Source organism: Streptacidiphilus anmyonensis (assembly GCF_000787855.1).
Lineage (GTDB): Bacteria > Actinomycetota > Actinomycetes > Streptomycetales > Streptomycetaceae > Streptacidiphilus > Streptacidiphilus anmyonensis.
Genome location: NZ_BBPQ01000023.1, coordinates 19,089 through 37,563 on the forward strand (window position 1 = coordinate 19,089; position 18,475 = coordinate 37,563).

The following is an 18,475-nucleotide window of genomic DNA, read 5'->3' on the forward strand; positions in this document are numbered from 1 at the left end:
GGTGGGGACGCGCCCGGCCCCCCAGGCGCGGCGATCGCGCGGTCGAGCCCGCGCCGACCGTCCACCGACTGAGCGCCGACCCCGCGCCGACCGCCCGAGAGCCCCCGCGACCAGCGGAGCGACCGGGTCGCGACCACGGCACGAGCGTCCGCCAGCTGGACCCCGTACCGCACGGCCGGGCGGCCGTCCTACGCTTCAGACAGAACGTCCGCACCACAGCAAGCGGACGCCAGTCGACAATGGAGTCACCACCGTGACTGATGTCAGTGAGCGTTCCGGCGTACTCAGCCGGATCTTCGCGACCGACCCCGATGCGGCGCCCGGCGACAGCCATGAGCAGGTCGTCCTGTGCCACGACCGCGACACCGGCCTGAAGGCCGTCATCGCGATCCACTCCACCGCTCTGGGCCCCGCCCTCGGCGGAACCCGGTTCCACCCTTACGCGACCGAGGAAGAGGCCGTCCAGGACGCCCTGAACCTCTCGCGCGGCATGTCCTACAAGAACGCCATGGCCGGGCTCGACCTCGGCGGCGGCAAGGCCGTCATCATCGGCGACCCGAGCAAGATCAAGACCGAGGCGCTGCTGCGCGCGTACGGCCGCTTCGTGCAGTCCCTCGGCGGCCGCTACGTCACCGCCTGCGACGTCGGCACCTACGTCGCGGACATGGACGTCATCGCCCGCGAGTGCGACTACGTCACCGGCCGCTCCCCCGAGTACGGCGGCGCCGGCGACTCCTCCGTCCTCACCTCCTTCGGCGTCTTCCAGGGCATGCGCGCCGCCGCGCAGCACAAGTGGGGCTCCCCCTCCCTCGAGGGCCGCCGCGTCGGCGTGGCCGGCATCGGAAAGGTCGGCCACTACCTGGTCGAGCACCTGATCGAGGACGGCGCGCAGGTCGTCGTGACCGACGTGCGCGAGGACGCGGTCAACCGCGTGCGCGCCGCGCACCCGGGCGTCGAGGTCGCCGCCGACACCGACGCGCTGATCCGCGCGAACCTGGACGTCTACGCCCCGTGCGCGCTCGGCGGCGCGCTGGACGACGTGACCGTCCCGGCCCTGACCGCGAAGATCGTCGCCGGCGCCGCGAACAACCAGCTGGCGCACCCCGGCGTCGAGAAGGACCTCGCGGACCGCGGCATCCTCTACGCGCCCGACTACGTGATCAACGCCGGTGGCGTGATCCAGGTCGCCGACGAGATCGAGGGCTTCAACTTCGACCGGGCCAAGGCCAAGGCGTCGAAGATCTTCGACACGACGCTGGAGATCTTCGCCCTGGCCGAGTCGGACGGCGTCCCGCCGGCCGTCGCCGCGGACCGCCTCGCGGAGCGCCGGATGGCCGAGGTCGGCCGCCTCCGGACGATCCTGCTCCCGCGCTCGCGCTGACCTGAGGCGTCAGGAATCCCCTCGAAGGGATACCCCCGGACGGGAACGGCGTTCTCACCTGAAGCCCCCGTCCGGGGGATACCCCTTGCCCGTACGGGGGATAATCGTGTCGGAACGGTCACTTGGGGCACGCGGCCCACACCGCCGCCGACCGCCCTTTTTGCGGCCCTGACCTGCATCAATATGGTCACAACCCGGGGTGGCGTGCGCCACGTCGCACAGGCGGCGTACCGTACGGCGCTGGAAGCAGGTACCGTTGTTGCTCTAAGGACCGGCTCTCTCATCTTCGGCGAGGAGCCGTTCCGAATCATGAACGCGTGACAAGACTCGGAGCCAGAGGCTCCGTCGTTGAGGGGGTCGAGCCATGGGGCGCGGCCGGGCCAAGGCCAAGCAGACAAAGGTCGCCCGCCAGCTGAAGTACAACAGCGGCGGCTTCGACGCGTCACGCCTGGCTAATGAGCTGGGCGTGTCGGATACGAACGACACGGTCAATCCGGAGCCGTTCGACGACGAGGACGAGGACGACGATCCGTACGCCTCGTACGCACAGCTATACAACGACGTGGACGACGACGAGGAAGTGGACGAGAGTCCCTCGCGCAAACGGGCCTGACGTCACCACACCCTGAAAACGACGAAGCCGATCCGGTCTGACCGGGTCGGCCCTTCGTCGTTTCCACATGCGGTTGTGGCGCCCTCTCCGGGGCGCGGGGGGGCCGCGCCCCGGGAGGGGCTGAAGTCCTGCCGAGGGCTAGGCGTACGTGCCGTACAGGGCCGCGCCGTCCGCCTTCGCGTAGTCGCCCACGCGCTCGACGATGTCGCCGAGGATCCAGGCCTCCACGTCGCGGTCCTCCAGGACGGCGAGGACGGCGTCGACGGACTCCTGAGGCACCACGGCGACCATGCCGATGCCCATGTTCAGCGTCTTCTCGATCTCCAGCGTCTCCATGCGACCAACCTCGGCCACCGTCTGGAAGACCGGCATCGGCGTCCACGTGCCGCGGTCCAGGCGGGCGTGGAGCGTGTCCGGGATGACCCGGGCCAGGTTGGCCGCCAGGCCGCCGCCGGTGACGTGGGAGAAGGCGTGGATCTCGGTGGCCCGCGCCAGCGCCAGGCAGTCGAGGGAGTAGATGCGGGTGGGCTCCAGCAGCTCCTCGCCCAGCGTGCGGCCGAACTCCGGGACCTCCCGGTCCAGCTGCCAGCCGGCCTGGTTCAGCAGGACGTGCCGGACCAGCGAGTAGCCGTTGGAGTGCAGGCCCGAGGCCGCCATCGCGATCACGACGTCGCCCGCGCGGACCCGGTCCGGGCCGAGCAGCTGGTCCGCCTCGACGACGCCCGTCCCGGCGCCCGCCACGTCGTACTCGTCCGGGCCGAGCAGGCCCGGGTGCTCCGCGGTCTCGCCGCCGACCAGCGCGCAGCCGGCCAGCACGCAGCCCTCGGCGATGCCCTTGACGATCTGCGCGACCCGCTCCGGGTGGACCTTGCCGACGCAGATGTAGTCCGTCATGAACAGCGGCTCCGCACCGCAGACCACCAGGTCGTCGACGACCATGCCGACCAGGTCGTGGCCGATGGTGTCGTGCTTGTCCATCGCCGCGGCCAGCGCGACCTTGGTGCCGACCCCGTCCGTGGCCGTCGCGAGCAGCGGGCGCTCGTAGCGCTTGAAGGCACTGGCGTCGAAGAGGCCGGCGAAGCCGCCGAGGCCGCCGACGACCTCGGGACGCTTGGTCTTGCCGACCCACTTCTTCATCAGCTCGACGGCCAGGTCCCCGGCCTCGATGGAGACGCCGGCGGCGGCGTAGGTGGCACCGGTGGACTGGTCAGTCACGGGACGGCCCTTTCGGGTCAGAGCTTGTTACGGGGAAACCTGGAGAGCTCACGGCCGCCGCAGGGCGTCCGCCGCACCGGGGCCGCCGAGCAGCGTCTGCACGCCGTCGACGTCGGAGCGGTTGCCGCCGCGCACGGCCGGGGGCTGCTTGGCGGCGGAGATCTCCGCCTCCAGCAGGTGCTTGCCCAGCAGCTCGGGGTCGGGCAGCTCGACGGGGTACTCCCCGTCGAAGCAGGCCCGGCAGAGCCGGTCCTTGGGCTGGTCGGTGGCGGCGATCATGCCGTCGATGGAGATGTAGGCGAGCGAGTCGGCGCCCAGCGAGGCGGCGATCTCGTCGACCGACAGGCCGTTGGCGATCAGCTCGGCCCGGGTGGCGAAGTCGATGCCGTAGAAGCAGGGCCACTTGACCGGCGGCGAGGAGATCCGGATGTGGACCTCGGCCGCGCCGGCCTCGCGCAGCATCCGGACCAGGGCGCGCTGGGTGTTGCCGCGGACGATCGAGTCGTCCACGACGACGAGGCGCTTGCCGCGGATGACGTCCTTCAGCGGGTTCAGCTTGAGCCGGATGCCGAGCTGGCGGATGGTCTGGTTGGGCTGGATGAAGGTCCGGCCCACGTAGGCGTTCTTGACCAGGCCCGAGCCGAACGGGATGCCGCTGGCCTCGGCGTAGCCGATGGCGGCAGGGGTGCCGGACTCCGGGGTCGCTATCACCAGGTCGGCCTCGACCGGGGCCTCCTTGGCCAGCGTGCGGCCCATCTCCACGCGGGAGAGGTGCACGTTGCGGCCGGCGATGGTGGTGTCCGGGCGGGCCAGGTACACGTACTCGAAGACGCAGCCCTTGGGCGCGGCCTCGGCGAAGTGCGAGGTGCGCAGGCCGTTCTCGTCGATGGCGATGAGCTCGCCGGGCTCGACCTCGCGGATGAAGGAGGCGCCGACGATGTCGAGGGCGGCGGTCTCCGACGCCACGACCCAGCCGCGCTCCAGGCGGCCGAGGACGAGCGGACGGATGCCCTGCGGGTCGCGGGCGGCGTAGAGGGTCTGCTCGTCCATGAAGACGAGCGAGAAGGCGCCCTTGACCTTCGGCAGGACCTGGCGCGCGGTCTCCTCGACGGAGAGGTCCGGCTGGCCCGCGATCAGCGCGGTGAGCAGGTCGGTGTCGTTGGTGACGACCGGGCGGCCGGAGCGGGAGACGTGCTCCTCGCCGGGCAGCTCGGCGACCAGCTTGGCCAGCTCGGCGGTGTTGACCAGGTTGCCGTTGTGGCCGAGCGCGAGGCTGCCGTGCGCGGTCGCGCGGAAGGTCGGCTGGGCGTTCTCCCACACCGAGGATCCGGTCGTGGAGTAGCGGCAGTGGCCGACCGCGATGTGGCCCTGGAGGGAGTTGAGCGAGGTCTCGTCGAAGACCTGCGAGACCAGCCCCATGTCCTTGTAGACCAGGATCTGGGAGCCGTTGCTGACCGCGATGCCCGCGGACTCCTGTCCGCGGTGCTGCAGAGCGTAGAGGGCGAAGTAAGTGAGCTTGGCTACCTCTTCACCGGGGGCCCAGACTCCGAAGACTCCGCAGGCGTCCTGCGGGCCCTTCTCGCCGGGGAGGAGGTCATGGCTGAGTCGTCCGTCACCGCGTGGCACGACACCGAGTCTAGGGCAGGTCGACACGCCGGGCCGCCGGGCGATGATCGCCCCAGGTCCGGAGCCGCTCTGGACGCGCGTAGACCGGCCTCACGCCATCACAGGCAGTAGCGAGGACAGATCACTGCGCTCACCACTGGCCGTGAGTTCCGCCACGTCCAGCGCGTCCGCCCAGCTCAGACGACCGGTCGCGAGCCGGATCCAGGGCAGTGGCGTGGTCTCCACGACGTTGGGCGGCGTGCCCCGGGTGTGCCGCGGGCCCTCGACGCACTGCACGACGGCGAAGGGCGGCACCCGCAGCTCCACGGCTCCGCCGGGGGCCTTCACCGCGAGGGCGTCGGCGAGGACCCGGCAGGCGGACGCGAGGGCGTGCCGGTCGTGCGGGAAAGCGTCCAGCTTCAGCGCGTCCGCGAGGTCGTCGGCGTGGACGACGGTCTCGACGAGGCGGGTGACCAGGTAGTCGTCGAGCAGCATGGCGCCCCGGCGGTGGACGATCCGGCGTTCCGGTGCGTGGTCGGCGTCCACGACGGCCAGCGCGGCGTCGACGGCCCGCGCGAACACCTCCCGCGAGTCGGCTGCCGCGGCGGCCCGCTCGAACGCGTCCTCCTCGATCGCCGCGGCCCCCGCACGGGTGCCGGCCGCCCAGTCCCCGACCGTCGTCGCAGGCCCCCCGTCGTCGGGCGCGGCCAGGAACCGCGGCAGCGCGTCCAGCGCGCCGGCCAGGTGCACCACGAGCTCCCGCACCCGCCAGGCGCCGAGCCTCGTCGGCAGATCCAGTCCCGCGTCGTCCAGGGCCGCCACGACGGCCCCGATCGCCCCCACCTCCGCGCGGAGCGCGGCGCGCGACTTGAGCCGGTCGTAGGTGCGGGCGCGAGAACGCGAAGCAGGCGGCATGGTCGGCACTGTAGTGACCCGCACCGACAAGGGGCATGGGGATCCGCTGGAGCCGCCCGCAGCGCGCGCCCTCACGGGTGGGGGTGCCGAAGGCGCGGCCCGGGGCGGCAGTGGGCGGGGGCAGAGCTTGGCGGGATGTCAGTAGTGTCATGGCGGTTTACCGCTTGCCGCGCCCCTTCCCGGCCGGAACCCTTGAGGCGTGACCACCGAAAACACCGCCGCACCCGCCGTCGCCGAATCCCCCGTAACGTCCGCCGTCTCGCCGAGGCCGGCGCGCCTCGCCGCCGTCGCGGCGGGCGTGACCGTCGTGCTGTGGGCCTCCGCCTTCGTCGGGATCCGGTCGGCCGGTCACGATCTCTCCGCCGGGCCGCTGGCCCTGCTGCGGCTGGCCGTCGGAACGGTGCTGCTCGGCGTGATGGTGCTGGTCCGGCGCGAAGCCTGGCCCGCGCGACGCGACCTGCCACGGATCCTGATCGTCGGCGTGCTCTGGTTCGGCGCGTACAACGTGATGCTGAACGCCGCGGAGCAGCGGGTCGACGCGGGCACCGCGTCGATGCTGGTGAACGTGAGCCCGATCCTGATCGCGGTGATCGCCGGACTGGTCCTGAAGGAGGGCCTGCCCAGGTCGCTGCTGTTCGGGATGCTGGTGTCGTTCAGCGGCGTGCTGGTCATCGGACTCGGGTCCTCCCACCACGGCGGCGCCGACCTCCTCGGCGCGCTGCTCTGCTTCGCCTCGGCCGTGGCCTACGCGACGGCGACGATCATCCAGAAGCCGGTGCTGAGCCGCGTCTCCGCGCTGCAGATGACGTTCCTCGCCTGCGCCGTCGGCATGATCGCGTGCCTGCCGTTCGCGCCGCAGCTGGCACACGAACTGCCGAAGGCGCACACCTCGGCGATCGCCTGGGCGGTCTACCTCGGCGCGGTCCCGACCGCGATCGCGTTCACCACCTGGGCCTACGCGCTGGCCCGTACCAAGGCGGGCAAGCTCGGCGTGACGACCTACCTGGTTCCCCCGATCTCGATCCTCCTCGGCTGGCTGATGCTCGGCGAGACGCCGACGTGGGTGGCCGTCGGCGGCGGCGTGCTCTGCCTCGGCGGCGTGGCGGTGGCCCGCTTCACCCGGCGCTGAGCCTCGATCGACGCTGGGCCTCACCCGGCGCTGACCCTCACCCCGCGTCGGCGTCCGGACCGCTCCCCGGCACGGCGACGTGCCGGAGCTTGTCCGGGTTGCGGACCAGGCGGATCTCCGCGATCGCGCCGGTCTCGTCCAGCTCCACCGTCACCACGTCGTCGGCCACGCCGGCCGAGGTGAACAGCAGGCCGAACCGGCCGTTGACGTCGACCTGGTGGACCGCCAGGTCCGGGATCGGCTGCCGCAGCACGCCGAGGATCCAGCGGGCCACCTTGTCCGCGCCGTGGAGCGGCCGCAGCGCGGCGCGGATCTTGCCGCCGCCGTCGGACCAGGCGGTGACCTCGGGGGCCAGCAGCTCCATCATCCGGTTCAGGTCACCGCCGACGCACGCGGCCAGGAACTCCTCCGTCACCGCCCGCCGCTGCTCCACGGGGGCGTCGTAACGGGGCCGCCGCGCCTGCACGTGGGAGCGGGCGCGGCTGCCGACCTGACGGACCGCCGTCTCGGAGCGGTCCAGCATGCCGCCGATCTCGGCGTAGGAGAACCCGAAGACCTCCTTGAGCAGGAACACCGCCCGCTCCAGCGGCGAGAGCGTCTCCAGCACGACGAGCATGGCCAGCGAGACGGTCTCCTCCTGCTCGACGCCGCCGCTGGCGTCGGGCGCGGTCACCAGCGGCTCCGGCAGCCACGGGCCCACATAGGACTCGCGCTGCACGGCCGCGGACTGGAGTCGGTTGAGGGAGAGGTTGGTGACGGTCCGCGCGAGGTACGCGCGCGGCTGGGCGATCTGCCCGACATCGACGGCGCTCCACTTCAGCCATGCGTCCTGCACGATGTCCTCGGCATCGGCCACGCTGCTGAGCATGCGGTAGGCGATGCCGAAGAGCGTGGGACGGTGCTCCTCGAAAGTCGTGAGAACGGCGCTGTCGGTCACGCCTTCGACGGTACCGTGCATCGGTCCTTGAACCCCTGCCCCACGAGCCCGACAGCGGAGTTGACGCGGGATCGGAGGTTCTCGACGGCCACCATCGCGGTCAGCTCGACGAAGGCCGGCTCCCCCAGCAGCTTGATGAGCCTGGCAGCCATCTCGTCGGTGACGGCCGGCTCGGTCTCGGTCATCGCCTCCGCGTACTCCAGCACGGACAGCTCCAGCGGCGCGAACAGCTCCCGCTGCTCCCGCCACACCGGCACGGCCCGCAGCTTCTCCTGCGGGATGCCCAGCTTGTGCGCCTCCCAGTAACCGAAGTCCATGCACCACGAACACCCGATCCGCGCAGCCGCGGCCATCACGGCCAACTCCTTGAGCTGCGGGTCGAGCGCGTTCCACTTGGCGACCTTCCGCTCGAACGCGGCGTAGGCGAGCAGCACCCTGGTGTTGTGCCCGTACACCTTCCCGGGGTCGAGCACGTCGCCGTACATGCGCTTGGAGTACCACTCCGCGATCCGGTAGACGATCGTGCGGGGCGGGGTGAGCGAGATCCGGGCCATGGTCGTTTCCGCCTTCCAGCGAGCCGTTTTTCGGGCTTCCGGAGAGGAGACAGACGGGCGCGGGAGAACGTGACATCAAAGCTCTCCGCAATCGAACTGCCACACTCGGTTGACAACAGACGGGCCCGCGCTACGCTTGTCGTGCGCGAGGCGGTGTCTCGCGAAGTGGGCCCGGCAGCCATCCGGACGGTTGGTGAGCCGGGTTTCGCGCGTCTAGGGGAGCTTTCGGACGTCGGCGACGATCGGGCGGACCCGCAGCTTCCAGTCCTCGCCCTTGGCCCAGCACCAGGCAAGAACGTCGGGAACAGCCAACAGAGGCTCTTCGTGGGCACGCAGCAGCTCGAAAACAGGTACACGGCAGCCCTCGCGCTTGCGCAGTAGCTCCCGCAGCAGATTGCCGTCCCAGGTTGCCAAGGAATCGTCTCGCTCGAACACGAGCCGGGCCGCTCCCGCTTCGACGGCGGAGCCGAAAACCGCACGGACACATGCCTCCCGCGCGTCCAACTGCTGGTTGATCAGGGCTGCGTCGAAGACCGTTGCCTGGATGCCGGAGGACAGCAACGCCGAGACGATCTCCCTTCGTCGGCTGTCGCGCTCCTTCTTGAAATGAATCCGACGCTGCCCTGGCAACGTAAGGCTGCGCAGAGCCCGCCTCGTCGGCGCCAGCTGCCGCGGCGGCACAGCGGCCGCCACCATGAGGTAGCCGCGCTCCTTGGTCTCGTCGACGAAAACGTGGTGCGTCACGTTCCGTTCAACCGCCCCGGGTGACCCGAGGTCACCCTCTCGGCCCAATACGCCCAGGGCCCGGTGACGTTCCGTCACCGGGCCCTGGGCGTACGCGAAAGGACTTACGCGAGCAGCGCCTCGATCACGCCCGTGTTCGCCTCGCGGAGCTCGGCGAGCGGGAGGGTGAACTGGCCCTGGAGCTCGATGACGTCGCCGTCGACGACGCCGATGCGGGTGGCCGGGAGGCCCCGGACGCCGCACATCTCGGTGAAGCGGAGCTCCTCGCTGCGCGGCACGGAGACGATCGCGCGGCCGGCCGACTCGGAGAAGAGGAACACGAAGGGGTCCAGACCGTCCGGGACGATCAGGCGGAGGCCCTGCTCACCCTTGAGCGCGCTCTCGACCGCGGCCTGGATCAGGCCGCCGTCGGAGAGGTCGTGCGCCGCGTCGATCATGCCGTCGCGCGAGGCGGCGATCAGGATCTCGGCGAGCAGCTTCTCGCGGTCGAGGTCCAGCTTCGGCGGCAGGCCGCCGAGGTGGTCGTGGGCCACCTGCGCCCACGCCGAACCGCCCAGCTCGTCCCGGGTGTCGCCGAGGAGGTAGACCAGCTGGCCCTCCTCCGCGAACGCCATCGGGGTGCGCCGGGTGACGTCGTCGATCACGCCGAGCACGGCCACGACCGGCGTCGGGTGGATCGCCTCGGTGCCCGTCTGGTTGTAGAGCGAGACATTGCCGCCGGTGACCGGGGTGCCGAGCTCCAGGCAGCCGTCCGCCAGGCCGCGGGTGGCCTCGGCGAACTGCCACATGACCTCCGGGTCCTCCGGGGAGCCGAAGTTGAGGCAGTCGGAGACGGCCAGAGGCTTGGCGCCGGTCGCGGCGACATTGCGGTAGGCCTCGGCCAGCGCCAGCTGCGCGCCCGTGTACGGGTCGAGCTTGGCGTAGCGGCCGTTGCCGTCCGTGGCGATGGCGACGCCGAGGTTGGTGGACTCGTCGACGCGGATCATGCCGGAGTCCTCCGGCATCGCCAGCACGGTGTTGCCGAGCACGAAGCGGTCGTACTGCGAGGTGATCCAGCTCTTGTCGGCCTGGTTGACCGAGCCGACCAGCGCGAGCACGCTCGCGCGCAGCTCGTCGCCGGTGGCCGGACGCGCGAGGCGCTCGGCGGTCGGGGCGTCGGCCTGGAGCGCGTCCTGCCAGCTCGGGCGGTGGTAGGGACGCTCGTAGACCGGGCCGTCGTGGGCGACGGTGCGCGGGTCCACGTCGACGATCTTCTCGCCGTGCCAGAAGATCTCCAGGCGGTCGCCGTCGGTGACCTCACCGATGACGGTCGCCGTGACGTCCCACTTCTCACAGATCGCGAGGAAGGCGTCGACCTTCTCGGGCTCGACGACGGCGCACATGCGCTCCTGCGACTCGCTCATGAGGATCTCCTCAGGAGTGAGCGTCGCGTCGCGCAGCGGGACGTCGTCCAGGTCACAGCGCATGCCGCCGGAGCCGTTGGACGCCAGCTCGCTGGTGGCGCAGGAGAGGCCGGCCGCGCCGAGGTCCTGGATGCCGACGACGAGCTGCGCCCGGAACGCCTCCAGGGTGCACTCGATCAGCAGCTTCTCCTGGAACGGGTCGCCGACCTGGACGGCCGGGCGCTTCGTGGGCGTGCCGCCCTCGAAGGTCTCCGAGGCCAGGATGGAGGCGCCGCCGATGCCGTCGCCGCCGGTGCGGGCGCCGTAGAGGACGACCTTGTTGCCCGCGCCGGACGCCTTGGCCAGGTGGATGTCCTCGTGCTTCATGACGCCCACGGCCAGCGCGTTGACCAGCGGGTTGCCCTGGTAGCAGGAGTCGAAGACGACCTCGCCGCCGATGTTGGGCAGGCCCAGGCAGTTGCCGTAGCCGCCGATGCCGGCGACGACGCCGGGCAGCACGCGCTTGGTGTCCGGGTGGTCCGGCGCACCGAAGCGCAGCGGGTCCATCACGGCGACCGGGCGGGCGCCCATGGAGATGATGTCGCGGACGATGCCGCCGACGCCGGTGGCCGCGCCCTGGTAGGGCTCGACGTACGACGGGTGGTTGTGCGACTCGATCTTGAAGGTGACCGCGTAGCCCTGGCCGACGTCGACGACGCCGGCGTTCTCGCCGATGCCGACGAGCATGGCGTCGGACTGCGGGGCCTTCTCGCCGAACTGGCGCAGGTGCACCTTGCTCGACTTGTAGGAGCAGTGCTCCGACCACATCACCGAGTACATGGCCAGCTCGGCGCCGGTGGGACGGCGGCCCAGGATCTCGCGGATCCGGAGGTACTCGTCCTCCTTGAGGCCGAGCGCGGCCCAGGGGAGCTCGACGTCGGGCGTCTGCTCTGCGTTCTTAACCGTGTCGAGCGTCATTACGCGTTCACCAGCCGCTTGAGGATCGAGGTGAAGAAGCCGGTGCCGTCCGTGCCGCCGGTGCCGACGATCGGCTCGACCGCGTGCTCCGGGTGCGGCATCAGGCCGACGACGTTGCCGGCGGCGTTGGTGATGCCCGCGATGTCGTCGATCGAGCCGTTCGGGTTGCCGTCCAGGTAGCGGAAGACGACCCGGCCCTCGGCCTCGAGCTCGTCGATGGTGCGGCGGTCGGCGGTGAAGCGGCCGTCCATGTTCTTCAGCGGGATCATGATCTCCTGGCCCTGCGCGTAGTCGCTGGTCCAGGCCGTCCCGTTGTTCTCCACGCGCAGCTTCTGATCCTTGCAGACGAAGTGCAGGTGGTTGTTGCGCAGCATCGCGCCGGGCAGCAGGTGCGACTCGGTCAGCACCTGGAAGCCGTTGCAGATGCCGAGCACCGGCATGCCGCCCTTGGCCTGCTCGATGATCGTCTCCATCACCGGCGAGAAGCGGGAGATGGCGCCGGCGCGCAGGTAGTCGCCGTAGGAGAAGCCGCCGGGCAGGACCACGGCGTCGACCTGGTGCAGGTCCTTGTCGCGGTGCCAGAGTGCGACCGGCTCGGCGCCGGCGAGCTTCACCGCGCGCAGCGCGTCACGGTCGTCGAGACTGCCGGGGAAGGTGACGACGCCGACGCGGGCGGTCACTGGCCCTCCTCGACGCGGACGGTGAAGTCCTCGATCACGGTGTTGGCGAGGAAGGTCTCGGCTGCCTGGTGGATGCGGGCGAGCGCGGCGTCGTCGACCGGGCCCTCCACCTCCAGCTCGAAGCGCTTGCCCTGACGGACGTCGGCGATCCCCTCGAAGCCCAGGCGCGGCAGTGCGCGCTGCACCGCCTGGCCCTGCGGGTCGAGGATCTCGGGCTTGAGCATGACGTCGACCACGACGCGTGCCACGGGTACTCCCGGTGATAAGTGGTGCGGGGACTTCCCAGCCTACCGGGACGAAAATGCGATCTTGGAGACTCATCCAGCGCGACGCGCGTAGATCCGGCGATCGTGCGGAGGTTCACACAAACGCCCACGCCAGGGACGCCCGCCGATCCGTCGGCCGACGGCAGCCGAACTGCGACGACACGCCTGCCGAAAATGCACGATTCTGAGGTTTCGCACCGGTATCGGAGCGGTACCGAAACGACACGGAAATAGGGACCGAAAAACCTGCCTCTTCGATTCCGGGGCCCCCGGAGGGCAGAATGGCAACGCCGGTCGCGGCCAGCACCTGCGGTCGCACGGCAAAGCCCGAGAGGATTGGCTTCCATGGCTCAGCGCGTTGTGGTCACGCTCTCCGACGATCTGGACGGAGGTATCGCCGAGGAAACGGTCCAGTTCGGTCTCGACGGAAAGTCGTACGAGATCGACCTGTCCGCCGAGAACGCGGAAAAACTCCGCGCCGCGCTCGCTCCGTATGTGCAGGCGGGCCGGAAGCAGGCCCGCGCCGCCGCGGCCCTGAAGGCCCACCCGCGCCGGACCGAGATCGCGCCGGATCCCGCGACGGTCCGCGCCTGGGCCCAGTCGCGCGGAATCGACCTGCCGGCCCGCGGGCGCCTGCCCAAGCACGTCTACGAGGCGTTCGCCCAGGCGAGCTGACACTCACACCTACGACTTTCCATGACAATACGGACATACCGCCCCGCCGTGGTGATCACGGCCCGCGAGATGGGCTAATGTTCTTCTCAGCGGAACGCACCGCAGGCAAGAGCCGAAAGGCCAGGTCAGCGGGGCGGCTCTCGCAGGTGTAGCTCAGTAGTAGAGCGTCCCTCTTCCAGAGGGAAGGCACAGTGTGCGATCCCTGTCACCTGCTCTGTTCGCTCGGCTTCAACAAAAGGGTGGCGAAAGCACTCCTGGCGATGAGGTAGAGTGGATTGCACGCCGAGGCCCAAGGGCCCCGGGGTACTGCGGACGTGGCTCAGTTGGTAGAGCATCACCTTGCCAAGGTGAGGGTCGCGAGTTCGAATCTCGTCGTCCGCTCCAGTCGGGAGCGCCTCTGTCAGCGGTGTTACCGGTAACCAAGCGTGCGGACGTGGCTCAGTTGGTAGAGCATCACCTTGCCAAGGTGAGGGTCGCGAGTTCGAATCTCGTCGTCCGCTCTTGCACGAAGGGCGCCTCTTCGGAGGCGCCCTTCGGCGTTTCCGGAAGTGTTTCCGGGCAAGCCGACATCGGCCGATCCGCCGGGGGCGCGGATTCCCGGACCCCCGGCGGCTGGGACTAGCTCCAGGCCAGACCGGTCAGGCGCTCGTACGCCTCGATGTATCGGGCCCGGACCCGCTCGACGACCGCGTCCGGCAGCGCCGGCGGCGGAGTCTCGGACTTCGGGTCCCAGCCCGACTCCGGGGACTTCAGCCAGTCGCGGATGATCTGCTTGTCGAAGGACGCCTGCGCGCGGCCCGGCTCCCACTCGTCCGCGGGCCAGAAGCGGGAGGAGTCCGGGGTCAGCACCTCGTCGCCGATGACCAGGCTCTCGTCGTCGTCCAGGCCGAACTCGAACTTGGTGTCCGCGAGGATGATCCCGCGCTCACGGGCGATGTCGCGGGCACGGCCGTAGACGGCCAGCGTCGTCTGCCGCAGCTGGGCGGCGGTCTCCGCGCCGACGCGGCGGGCGACCTCCTCGTAGGGGACGTTCTCGTCGTGCTCGCCGACCTCGGCCTTCAGGGCGGGCGTGAAGATCGGGGCGGGCAGCTCCGAGCCGTCGACCAGGCCCTCGGGGAGGGTGATCCCGCAGACCGTGCGCTGCTCGTCGTACTCCAGCAGACCGGAGCCGGTGAGGTAGCCGCGGGCGACGCACTCCACGGGCAGCATCCGCAGGTTGCGGCAGATCAGCGTGCGGCCCTCCCAGTCGGCGGGGGCGCCGGCCGGGACCTCGGTGGACACGACGTGGTTGGGCACCAGGTCGGCCAGCCGCTCGAACCACCACAGCGAGAGCTGGGTGAGGATCTTGCCCTTGTCGGTGATGTCCGTCGGCAGCACCCAGTCGAAGGCGGACGTGCGGTCACTGGCGACCATCACCAGCCGGCCCGCCTCGTCGCGGTAAAGGTCGCGCACCTTTCCGGTGTGCAGGTGGATCAGGCCGGGCACCTGCACCGGCTGGGGCTTCTCGACAAATCCGCTCAAGGTGATTCCCTCGGACTTCGCGACGTGGCCGTCAGGCGTGGCCGTCATGGGGGCGCCCCCGGCCGAAGGCTGGGGGAGGGTGGATGACCGCACTGAGTCTTTCATGACGCCGTCCGGACGGATTCAGTGCACCTTGCAGATACGATCCAGCAGGTTGGCCGTGGCGCGTTGAATGCGCTCGTCGGTATGGCCCGGACGGTCCAGCGCGGGAGACCAGGCGAAGGTGCCGCTGGCGAAGACGTAGGCCCCGCCGGGCGCACGGTAGAGCGACGTCTCCTGGTGACGCGGCGCGCCCTTCGCGTCCCGGTAGGGCGAGTGCGCGAGGAGGACCCGTTCCGTCGACTCCGGCAGCGGGACCCGCGGGTAGTAGCGGTCCGACTCCCCCGCCACCAGGCCCGGCACCGGGTCTCCGTCACGCAGGCCGGTGCCCTCCCACAGCCAGTGGTCGGTGTTGTGGACGACCATCGGGACCGGCTCCGGCACCCGGCCCGAGTACTGGATGCCCAGCAGCTGCTGCTCCGGCTCGCCGAGCTCGCGCCAGAGCACGCTCGGCGGGGTGTCGGCCTGGCGCTTGGTGCAGGCCAGCAGCCGGTCGGACTGGCCGTCCGGTCCTGGGTAGAGCTGGACCTGCCAGTACATCGTGTTGGCGGAGAGGAAGACGAGGGACGTGCCGCCGTCACGGGCCCGCTCGACGGCCCTGCGCATGGGCACGGACCAGTACTCGTCGTGGCCGGGGAACACGATGCCGCGGTAGCGGGTCGGGTCGATCCGGCCCGCGTGCAGGTCGGTGGCGTTGGCGTAGGCGATGTCGTAGCCGTAGCGCTCGGCCCAGCGGATGAAGTCGTAGGCGTGGCCGATGTGCAGGGGCAGGCCCGCGCCCGCGTAAGGGCGGTCGAAGGAGACCGTGGTGGCCGCCTCCTCCTCGCCGAGCAGCTCGCCCTGCTCGTTCCAGGCGTGGTAGAGGCTGGCGCCGGTGCGGCCGTCCTCCGGGTACAGGTTGTAGGCCTGCCAGGTCACGTCGGGCAGGAGCAGCAGCAGGTCGGCCGCGCGCCCGGCGCGGACGGTGAACGGGATGTGGCTGCGGTACCGGTGGTCGGCCGTGGTCAGCACGGCCACGTGCGCGCCGGGTGTCCAGTGCGCGGGGATCTGCAGCCGCCAGGACATCCACCAGTGGTGGCAGGAGACGGTCCGTCCGGCGACCAGCGGGGCCTGCTGGACCAGCCCGGAGACGCGCGGACTCGCGGCGACGTGCCGGGCGCCGGCCCCGCCGTAGTGGCCGATCCGGTAGACGTCGACGGTGAACTCCTGCGGCGGGTTGACGCTGACCCTCAGGTCCAGCGAGCCGCCGAGGTCCGTTGCGCCCGCCGCGAAGCCCTTGATCTGGCCGCCCACGTCGTCCGAGGTGCGCGGCCGCCCGAGGGCGGGCCGGGGATCCAGCTCCGGCGCCCGCCGGGCGCCGGGCAGCAGCGCCGGGTCGACGTACCAGGGCACCATCAGACCGGTGTCGTCGAAGTACTGGTCGGCGCCGCGCAGCCACGGCAGCGGGCCGAGACCGAACGGGTCGGTCACCCCGTGTGCGAGCGCGCCGGACTCCCAACGGCGGGTCTGCTCTGCACCCAATGCCCCCGACCCCCTCCTGGGACCTGTCTGCTGACAAACCGTCACGGTGCCGCCTCGGCGGCCCGGCGACCGAACTGCCGTCCCGCGTTCCGTCACGGTGCGCGTCCGGGATCTCACCAGACGTGCATCACCATCGTAGGCACTGGCACGTCATCGCAGCAGGGGTCGGTTCCGCCGTTGACGCTCCGTCATGATCGTCGCCGCACCGGTCGTCACAGCGCTGCTCGTCACCGCTGTGTTCGTCATCGTCGTGCTCGTCACCGCTGTGCTCGTCACCGCAGGCGGGCCGGACGGTCGTACCGGTCGACGGGGATGCCGAGCTCCTCCAGCCAGGCGCGCAGCGGCTGCTCGTCACCGTGCTCGACGGCGAGCGCGATCGGCGCCCCGAGATCCGTGCGGCGGACCCCGTCCACCAGCAGTACCGGGCCGTCCAGCCAGTCCAGCCCCGGCTCGGCGCGCCCCGAGGCGACGGCCGCGCGGCAGACCAGCGCGTACAGCCCGTCGCTGAGCGCGTCCCTGCCGGTGCGCACGGACGGGGCTCCGCGTTGCGCCTGCGCCTGCGCCTCCAGCCGGGCCGCCAGGGTCTCGGCGCCGAGCCTGGCGCCGGGCTCGCGCAGCGTCCGCAGCGCCGCCCCCAGCGCGGCGACCGGTGCCGTCTCCGGCGAGAGCCGCAGCACGGCGAACAGCGCGGCGGACTGCTGACGCCACTGGCCCACCACGACCTCGTCCGGGTAGGCCGACCAGTCCAGCGCCGACTCGCCGCCGCTCGGCGTGGGCGCGACGGGCGGACCGGCGTAGAACAGGCGGGCGGCCAGCCGCGAGGCGGCCTCGTCGATCCGGCCCGGCTCCTCCAGCAGGTCGCAGGCCGGCCGCTCACCGAGGCGGGTCTCGAAGCCCTCGGCCGCGAGACGGTCCCGTCGGGAGAGCTCGGTGAGCGCGGAGACCACGCCCGCGTTGAGCCTCGTCGGCGTCCGGCCGAGCCGCCAGGCGGGCAAGGCGACCCTGGTCAGCAGCCGGTCCCACCCCGCGTAGGCAAGGCCGACCTGCTCCTGCGCGACGATCCGCTGCCCGTAGTCGACCTGGCGTGCTCGCTCGGACGCCCAGGCCGCCACCGCGCGCTCCATCTCCCCCGCGTGGCCGCGGGAGCGGCGCAACAGCGAACCTGCGGGTATGGAGGCCCAGGCGCCGCGCCGACCGGGGTGTGCGGCGATGACGGCGTCGAGGCCGTGCGTGAAGCGGCGGGCCGCGGAGATCTCCGGGTCCATCGCGCAGGCCGCCCCGGCCGCGACGGGCGCGAGCAGGGCGCGCAGCTCGGCGACGCGCATCCACCACAGGAACGGCGAGCCGACCACCAGCGTCGGCGGAGCGGGCTCGCGCCCGGCCGGGGAACTCTCGTCCTCGAGCCAGCTGTCGCAGTCCGGCGTCAGCGCGATGGCGCCGGGCGGCGGCACCTCCATCCGCCCCGCGAGATCGCGCACCAGCCGGTACAGCTCCGGGGCGTCCCGCTCGGCGAGCGGAACGTTGGGCGTCCGGTGCGGGCGGGCACGACGCAGCGCGACAGCGAACGCGGCGGCCCAGGCGAGCGTCAGCAGCGCGACGGCGGTGACGGCCCAGCGGGCCGCGTCCCAGCCCGCCGCGTCCGGCGCGCCGGACGCGCCCAGGCGGCCCGTGAACCGGCCCGCCCACAGCACGGCCGCGACGGCCGCCGGCACGGCGGCCACAGCGAGCGCGAACCCGCGCAACCGCAGGATCGCTCCGGCGCGGGCGCCGACGGCGTCCGCGATCGCGTCGTTCGCCGAGTCTCCTCGCATGGATCGGTTCACCCCCTGTCGCCTACCGAATCCGACTCCGACTGCTGTCGCACTTCTTCAGCCCCTGTCCGATCCGACGCACAAGCGCCGCCCGGTGTTCCTGCCGAGGTCCGGAACCACTCGGATCGGTGATTCCCCGTGGACCGCAGCTTCCCCCTCGGCAGGTGCCGGCACCTGCGCAGCGTCCGCGCACCCCCTGGGCGGGTGCGCCGGTCCTGGGCACGATACGACCGGAGCCCGCGATACGTCAGGCGGATCCGGTCGCCATCACCCGAAGGAATGTGCGGGTACGGCAAACGCTGCGGAAAGGCGGCGAATCTGCTTGGGTCGAGGCGATTGAGCCGTGCGGGGCCCGCCCCCTCCGCACGGGGACAGTTGCAATTGCCCAACGACGGGCGCCGCTGCGCGAGCGCCCGCGCAGCAAGGCCGCTCGGCGGGAGGCTGGGTCG

16 protein-coding genes and 3 tRNA genes are annotated in these 18,475 nt (G+C 71.3%); 7 read left to right on the forward strand and 12 right to left on the reverse strand.

Annotated features, from left to right (window positions below):
* The first annotated feature begins 253 nt into the window (after positions 1-253).
* On the forward strand, positions 254-1,381 hold the full coding sequence (locus TR50_RS20685) for a Glu/Leu/Phe/Val dehydrogenase dimerization domain-containing protein (RefSeq protein ID WP_042423495.1): 1,128 nt from the start codon (positions 254-256) through the stop codon (positions 1,379-1,381).
* 364 nt (positions 1,382-1,745) lie between these two features.
* Positions 1,746-1,994, forward strand: a complete 249-nt coding sequence (locus TR50_RS20690) for a DUF3073 domain-containing protein (protein ID WP_042423498.1) — start codon at positions 1,746-1,748, stop codon at positions 1,992-1,994.
* A gap of 138 nt (positions 1,995-2,132) precedes the next feature.
* Here TR50_RS20690 and purM read toward each other — a convergent pair whose 3' ends face one another.
* From purM to TR50_RS20705, 3 genes are all read right to left on the reverse strand, one after another.
* Positions 2,133-3,209, reverse strand: a complete 1,077-nt coding sequence (purM, locus tag TR50_RS20695) for a phosphoribosylformylglycinamidine cyclo-ligase (protein WP_042423501.1) — start codon at positions 3,207-3,209, stop codon at positions 2,133-2,135.
* A gap of 48 nt (positions 3,210-3,257) precedes the next feature.
* Positions 3,258-4,835 (reverse strand): amidophosphoribosyltransferase, encoded by a 1,578-nt coding sequence (purF, locus tag TR50_RS20700; RefSeq protein ID WP_042423502.1) that lies wholly within the window; start codon positions 4,833-4,835, stop codon positions 3,258-3,260.
* Positions 4,836-4,925: 90 nt separating this feature from the next.
* On the reverse strand, positions 4,926-5,729 hold the full coding sequence (locus TR50_RS20705) for a maleylpyruvate isomerase family mycothiol-dependent enzyme (RefSeq protein WP_042423676.1): 804 nt from the start codon (positions 5,727-5,729) through the stop codon (positions 4,926-4,928).
* A 199-nt stretch (positions 5,730-5,928) separates the two neighbouring features.
* Between TR50_RS20705 and TR50_RS20710 the strand changes: the two genes are divergently transcribed.
* Entirely contained in the window at positions 5,929-6,858 is a 930-nt protein-coding gene (locus TR50_RS20710; protein WP_084700638.1) for a DMT family transporter, read from the forward strand.
* Positions 6,859-6,895: 37 nt separating this feature from the next.
* On the opposite strand, the gene TR50_RS20715 is transcribed toward TR50_RS20710, so the two are convergent.
* The 6 genes from TR50_RS20715 to purS all read right to left on the reverse strand — a co-directional run bounded on the left by TR50_RS20715 (position 6,896) and on the right by purS (position 12,381).
* Positions 6,896-7,816 (reverse strand): RNA polymerase sigma-70 factor, encoded by a 921-nt coding sequence (locus TR50_RS20715; protein ID WP_042423505.1) that lies wholly within the window; start codon positions 7,814-7,816, stop codon positions 6,896-6,898.
* Complete coding sequence (locus TR50_RS20720) at positions 7,792-8,349, reverse strand: carboxymuconolactone decarboxylase family protein (protein WP_042423507.1); 558 nt, start codon at positions 8,347-8,349, stop codon at positions 7,792-7,794. The genes TR50_RS20715 and TR50_RS20720 overlap by 25 nt, the downstream gene beginning before the upstream one ends.
* Before the next feature lie 213 nt (positions 8,350-8,562).
* Complete coding sequence (locus TR50_RS20725) at positions 8,563-9,093, reverse strand: hypothetical protein (protein WP_052441143.1); 531 nt, start codon at positions 9,091-9,093, stop codon at positions 8,563-8,565.
* 104 nt (positions 9,094-9,197) lie between these two features.
* The gene (purL, locus tag TR50_RS20730; RefSeq protein ID WP_042423509.1) at positions 9,198-11,453 is read right to left on the reverse strand and encodes a phosphoribosylformylglycinamidine synthase subunit PurL; all 2,256 of its coding nucleotides are present in this window, start codon (positions 11,451-11,453) and stop codon (positions 9,198-9,200) included.
* On the reverse strand, positions 11,453-12,133 hold the full coding sequence (gene purQ, locus TR50_RS20735) for a phosphoribosylformylglycinamidine synthase subunit PurQ (RefSeq protein WP_042423511.1): 681 nt from the start codon (positions 12,131-12,133) through the stop codon (positions 11,453-11,455). Before purQ ends, purL begins: the two co-directional genes overlap by 1 nt.
* Entirely contained in the window at positions 12,130-12,381 is a 252-nt protein-coding gene (purS, locus tag TR50_RS20740) for a phosphoribosylformylglycinamidine synthase subunit PurS (protein ID WP_037601097.1), read from the reverse strand. The genes purQ and purS overlap by 4 nt, the downstream gene beginning before the upstream one ends.
* 363 nt (positions 12,382-12,744) lie before the next feature.
* On the opposite strand from purS, the gene TR50_RS20745 reads away from it, so the two are divergent.
* The 4 genes from TR50_RS20745 to TR50_RS20760 all read left to right on the forward strand — a co-directional run bounded on the left by TR50_RS20745 (position 12,745) and on the right by TR50_RS20760 (position 13,574).
* Complete coding sequence (locus TR50_RS20745) at positions 12,745-13,074, forward strand: histone-like nucleoid-structuring protein Lsr2 (protein ID WP_042423514.1); 330 nt, start codon at positions 12,745-12,747, stop codon at positions 13,072-13,074.
* A 142-nt stretch (positions 13,075-13,216) separates the two neighbouring features.
* Positions 13,217-13,288: transfer RNA gene (locus TR50_RS20750), tRNA-Gly, on the forward strand.
* A 94-nt stretch (positions 13,289-13,382) separates the two neighbouring features.
* Positions 13,383-13,458, forward strand: a tRNA-Gly gene (locus TR50_RS20755).
* A gap of 43 nt (positions 13,459-13,501) precedes the next feature.
* Positions 13,502-13,574 (forward strand) — tRNA-Gly (locus tag TR50_RS20760).
* Between the two features lie 118 nt (positions 13,575-13,692).
* On the opposite strand, the gene TR50_RS20765 is transcribed toward TR50_RS20760, so the two are convergent.
* The 3 genes from TR50_RS20765 to TR50_RS20775 all read right to left on the reverse strand — a co-directional run bounded on the left by TR50_RS20765 (position 13,693) and on the right by TR50_RS20775 (position 18,026).
* Positions 13,693-14,595: a phosphoribosylaminoimidazolesuccinocarboxamide synthase gene (locus tag TR50_RS20765; protein WP_042423516.1), complete on the reverse strand. Its 903-nt coding sequence runs from the start codon at positions 14,593-14,595 to the stop codon at positions 13,693-13,695.
* Positions 14,596-14,718: 123 nt separating this feature from the next.
* Positions 14,719-16,215, reverse strand: coding sequence for a N,N-dimethylformamidase beta subunit family domain-containing protein (locus TR50_RS20770; RefSeq protein ID WP_042423518.1), 1,497 nt, complete (start codon positions 16,213-16,215; stop codon positions 14,719-14,721).
* Between the two features lie 272 nt (positions 16,216-16,487).
* A complete protein-coding gene (locus tag TR50_RS20775; RefSeq protein WP_042423520.1) occupies positions 16,488-18,026 on the reverse strand; it encodes a M48 family metalloprotease in 1,539 nt (512 codons plus the stop codon).
* Between the last annotated feature and the right edge of the window lie 449 nt (positions 18,027-18,475).

Coding starts and splice junctions, on each gene's coding strand:
- TR50_RS20720 (WP_042423507.1), bottom strand. CDS start 8,349: ATGGCCCGGATCTCGCTCACCCCGCCCCGCACGATCGTCTACCGGATC.
- TR50_RS20690 (WP_042423498.1), top strand. CDS start 1,746: ATGGGGCGCGGCCGGGCCAAGGCCAAGCAGACAAAGGTCGCCCGCCAG.
- TR50_RS20715 (WP_042423505.1), bottom strand. CDS start 7,816: ATGCACGGTACCGTCGAAGGCGTGACCGACAGCGCCGTTCTCACGACT.
- TR50_RS20775 (WP_042423520.1), bottom strand. CDS start 18,026: ATGCGAGGAGACTCGGCGAACGACGCGATCGCGGACGCCGTCGGCGCC.
- TR50_RS20705 (WP_042423676.1), bottom strand. CDS start 5,729: ATGCCGCCTGCTTCGCGTTCTCGCGCCCGCACCTACGACCGGCTCAAG.
- TR50_RS20745 (WP_042423514.1), top strand. CDS start 12,745: ATGGCTCAGCGCGTTGTGGTCACGCTCTCCGACGATCTGGACGGAGGT.
- purL (WP_042423509.1), bottom strand. CDS start 11,453: ATGACGCTCGACACGGTTAAGAACGCAGAGCAGACGCCCGACGTCGAG.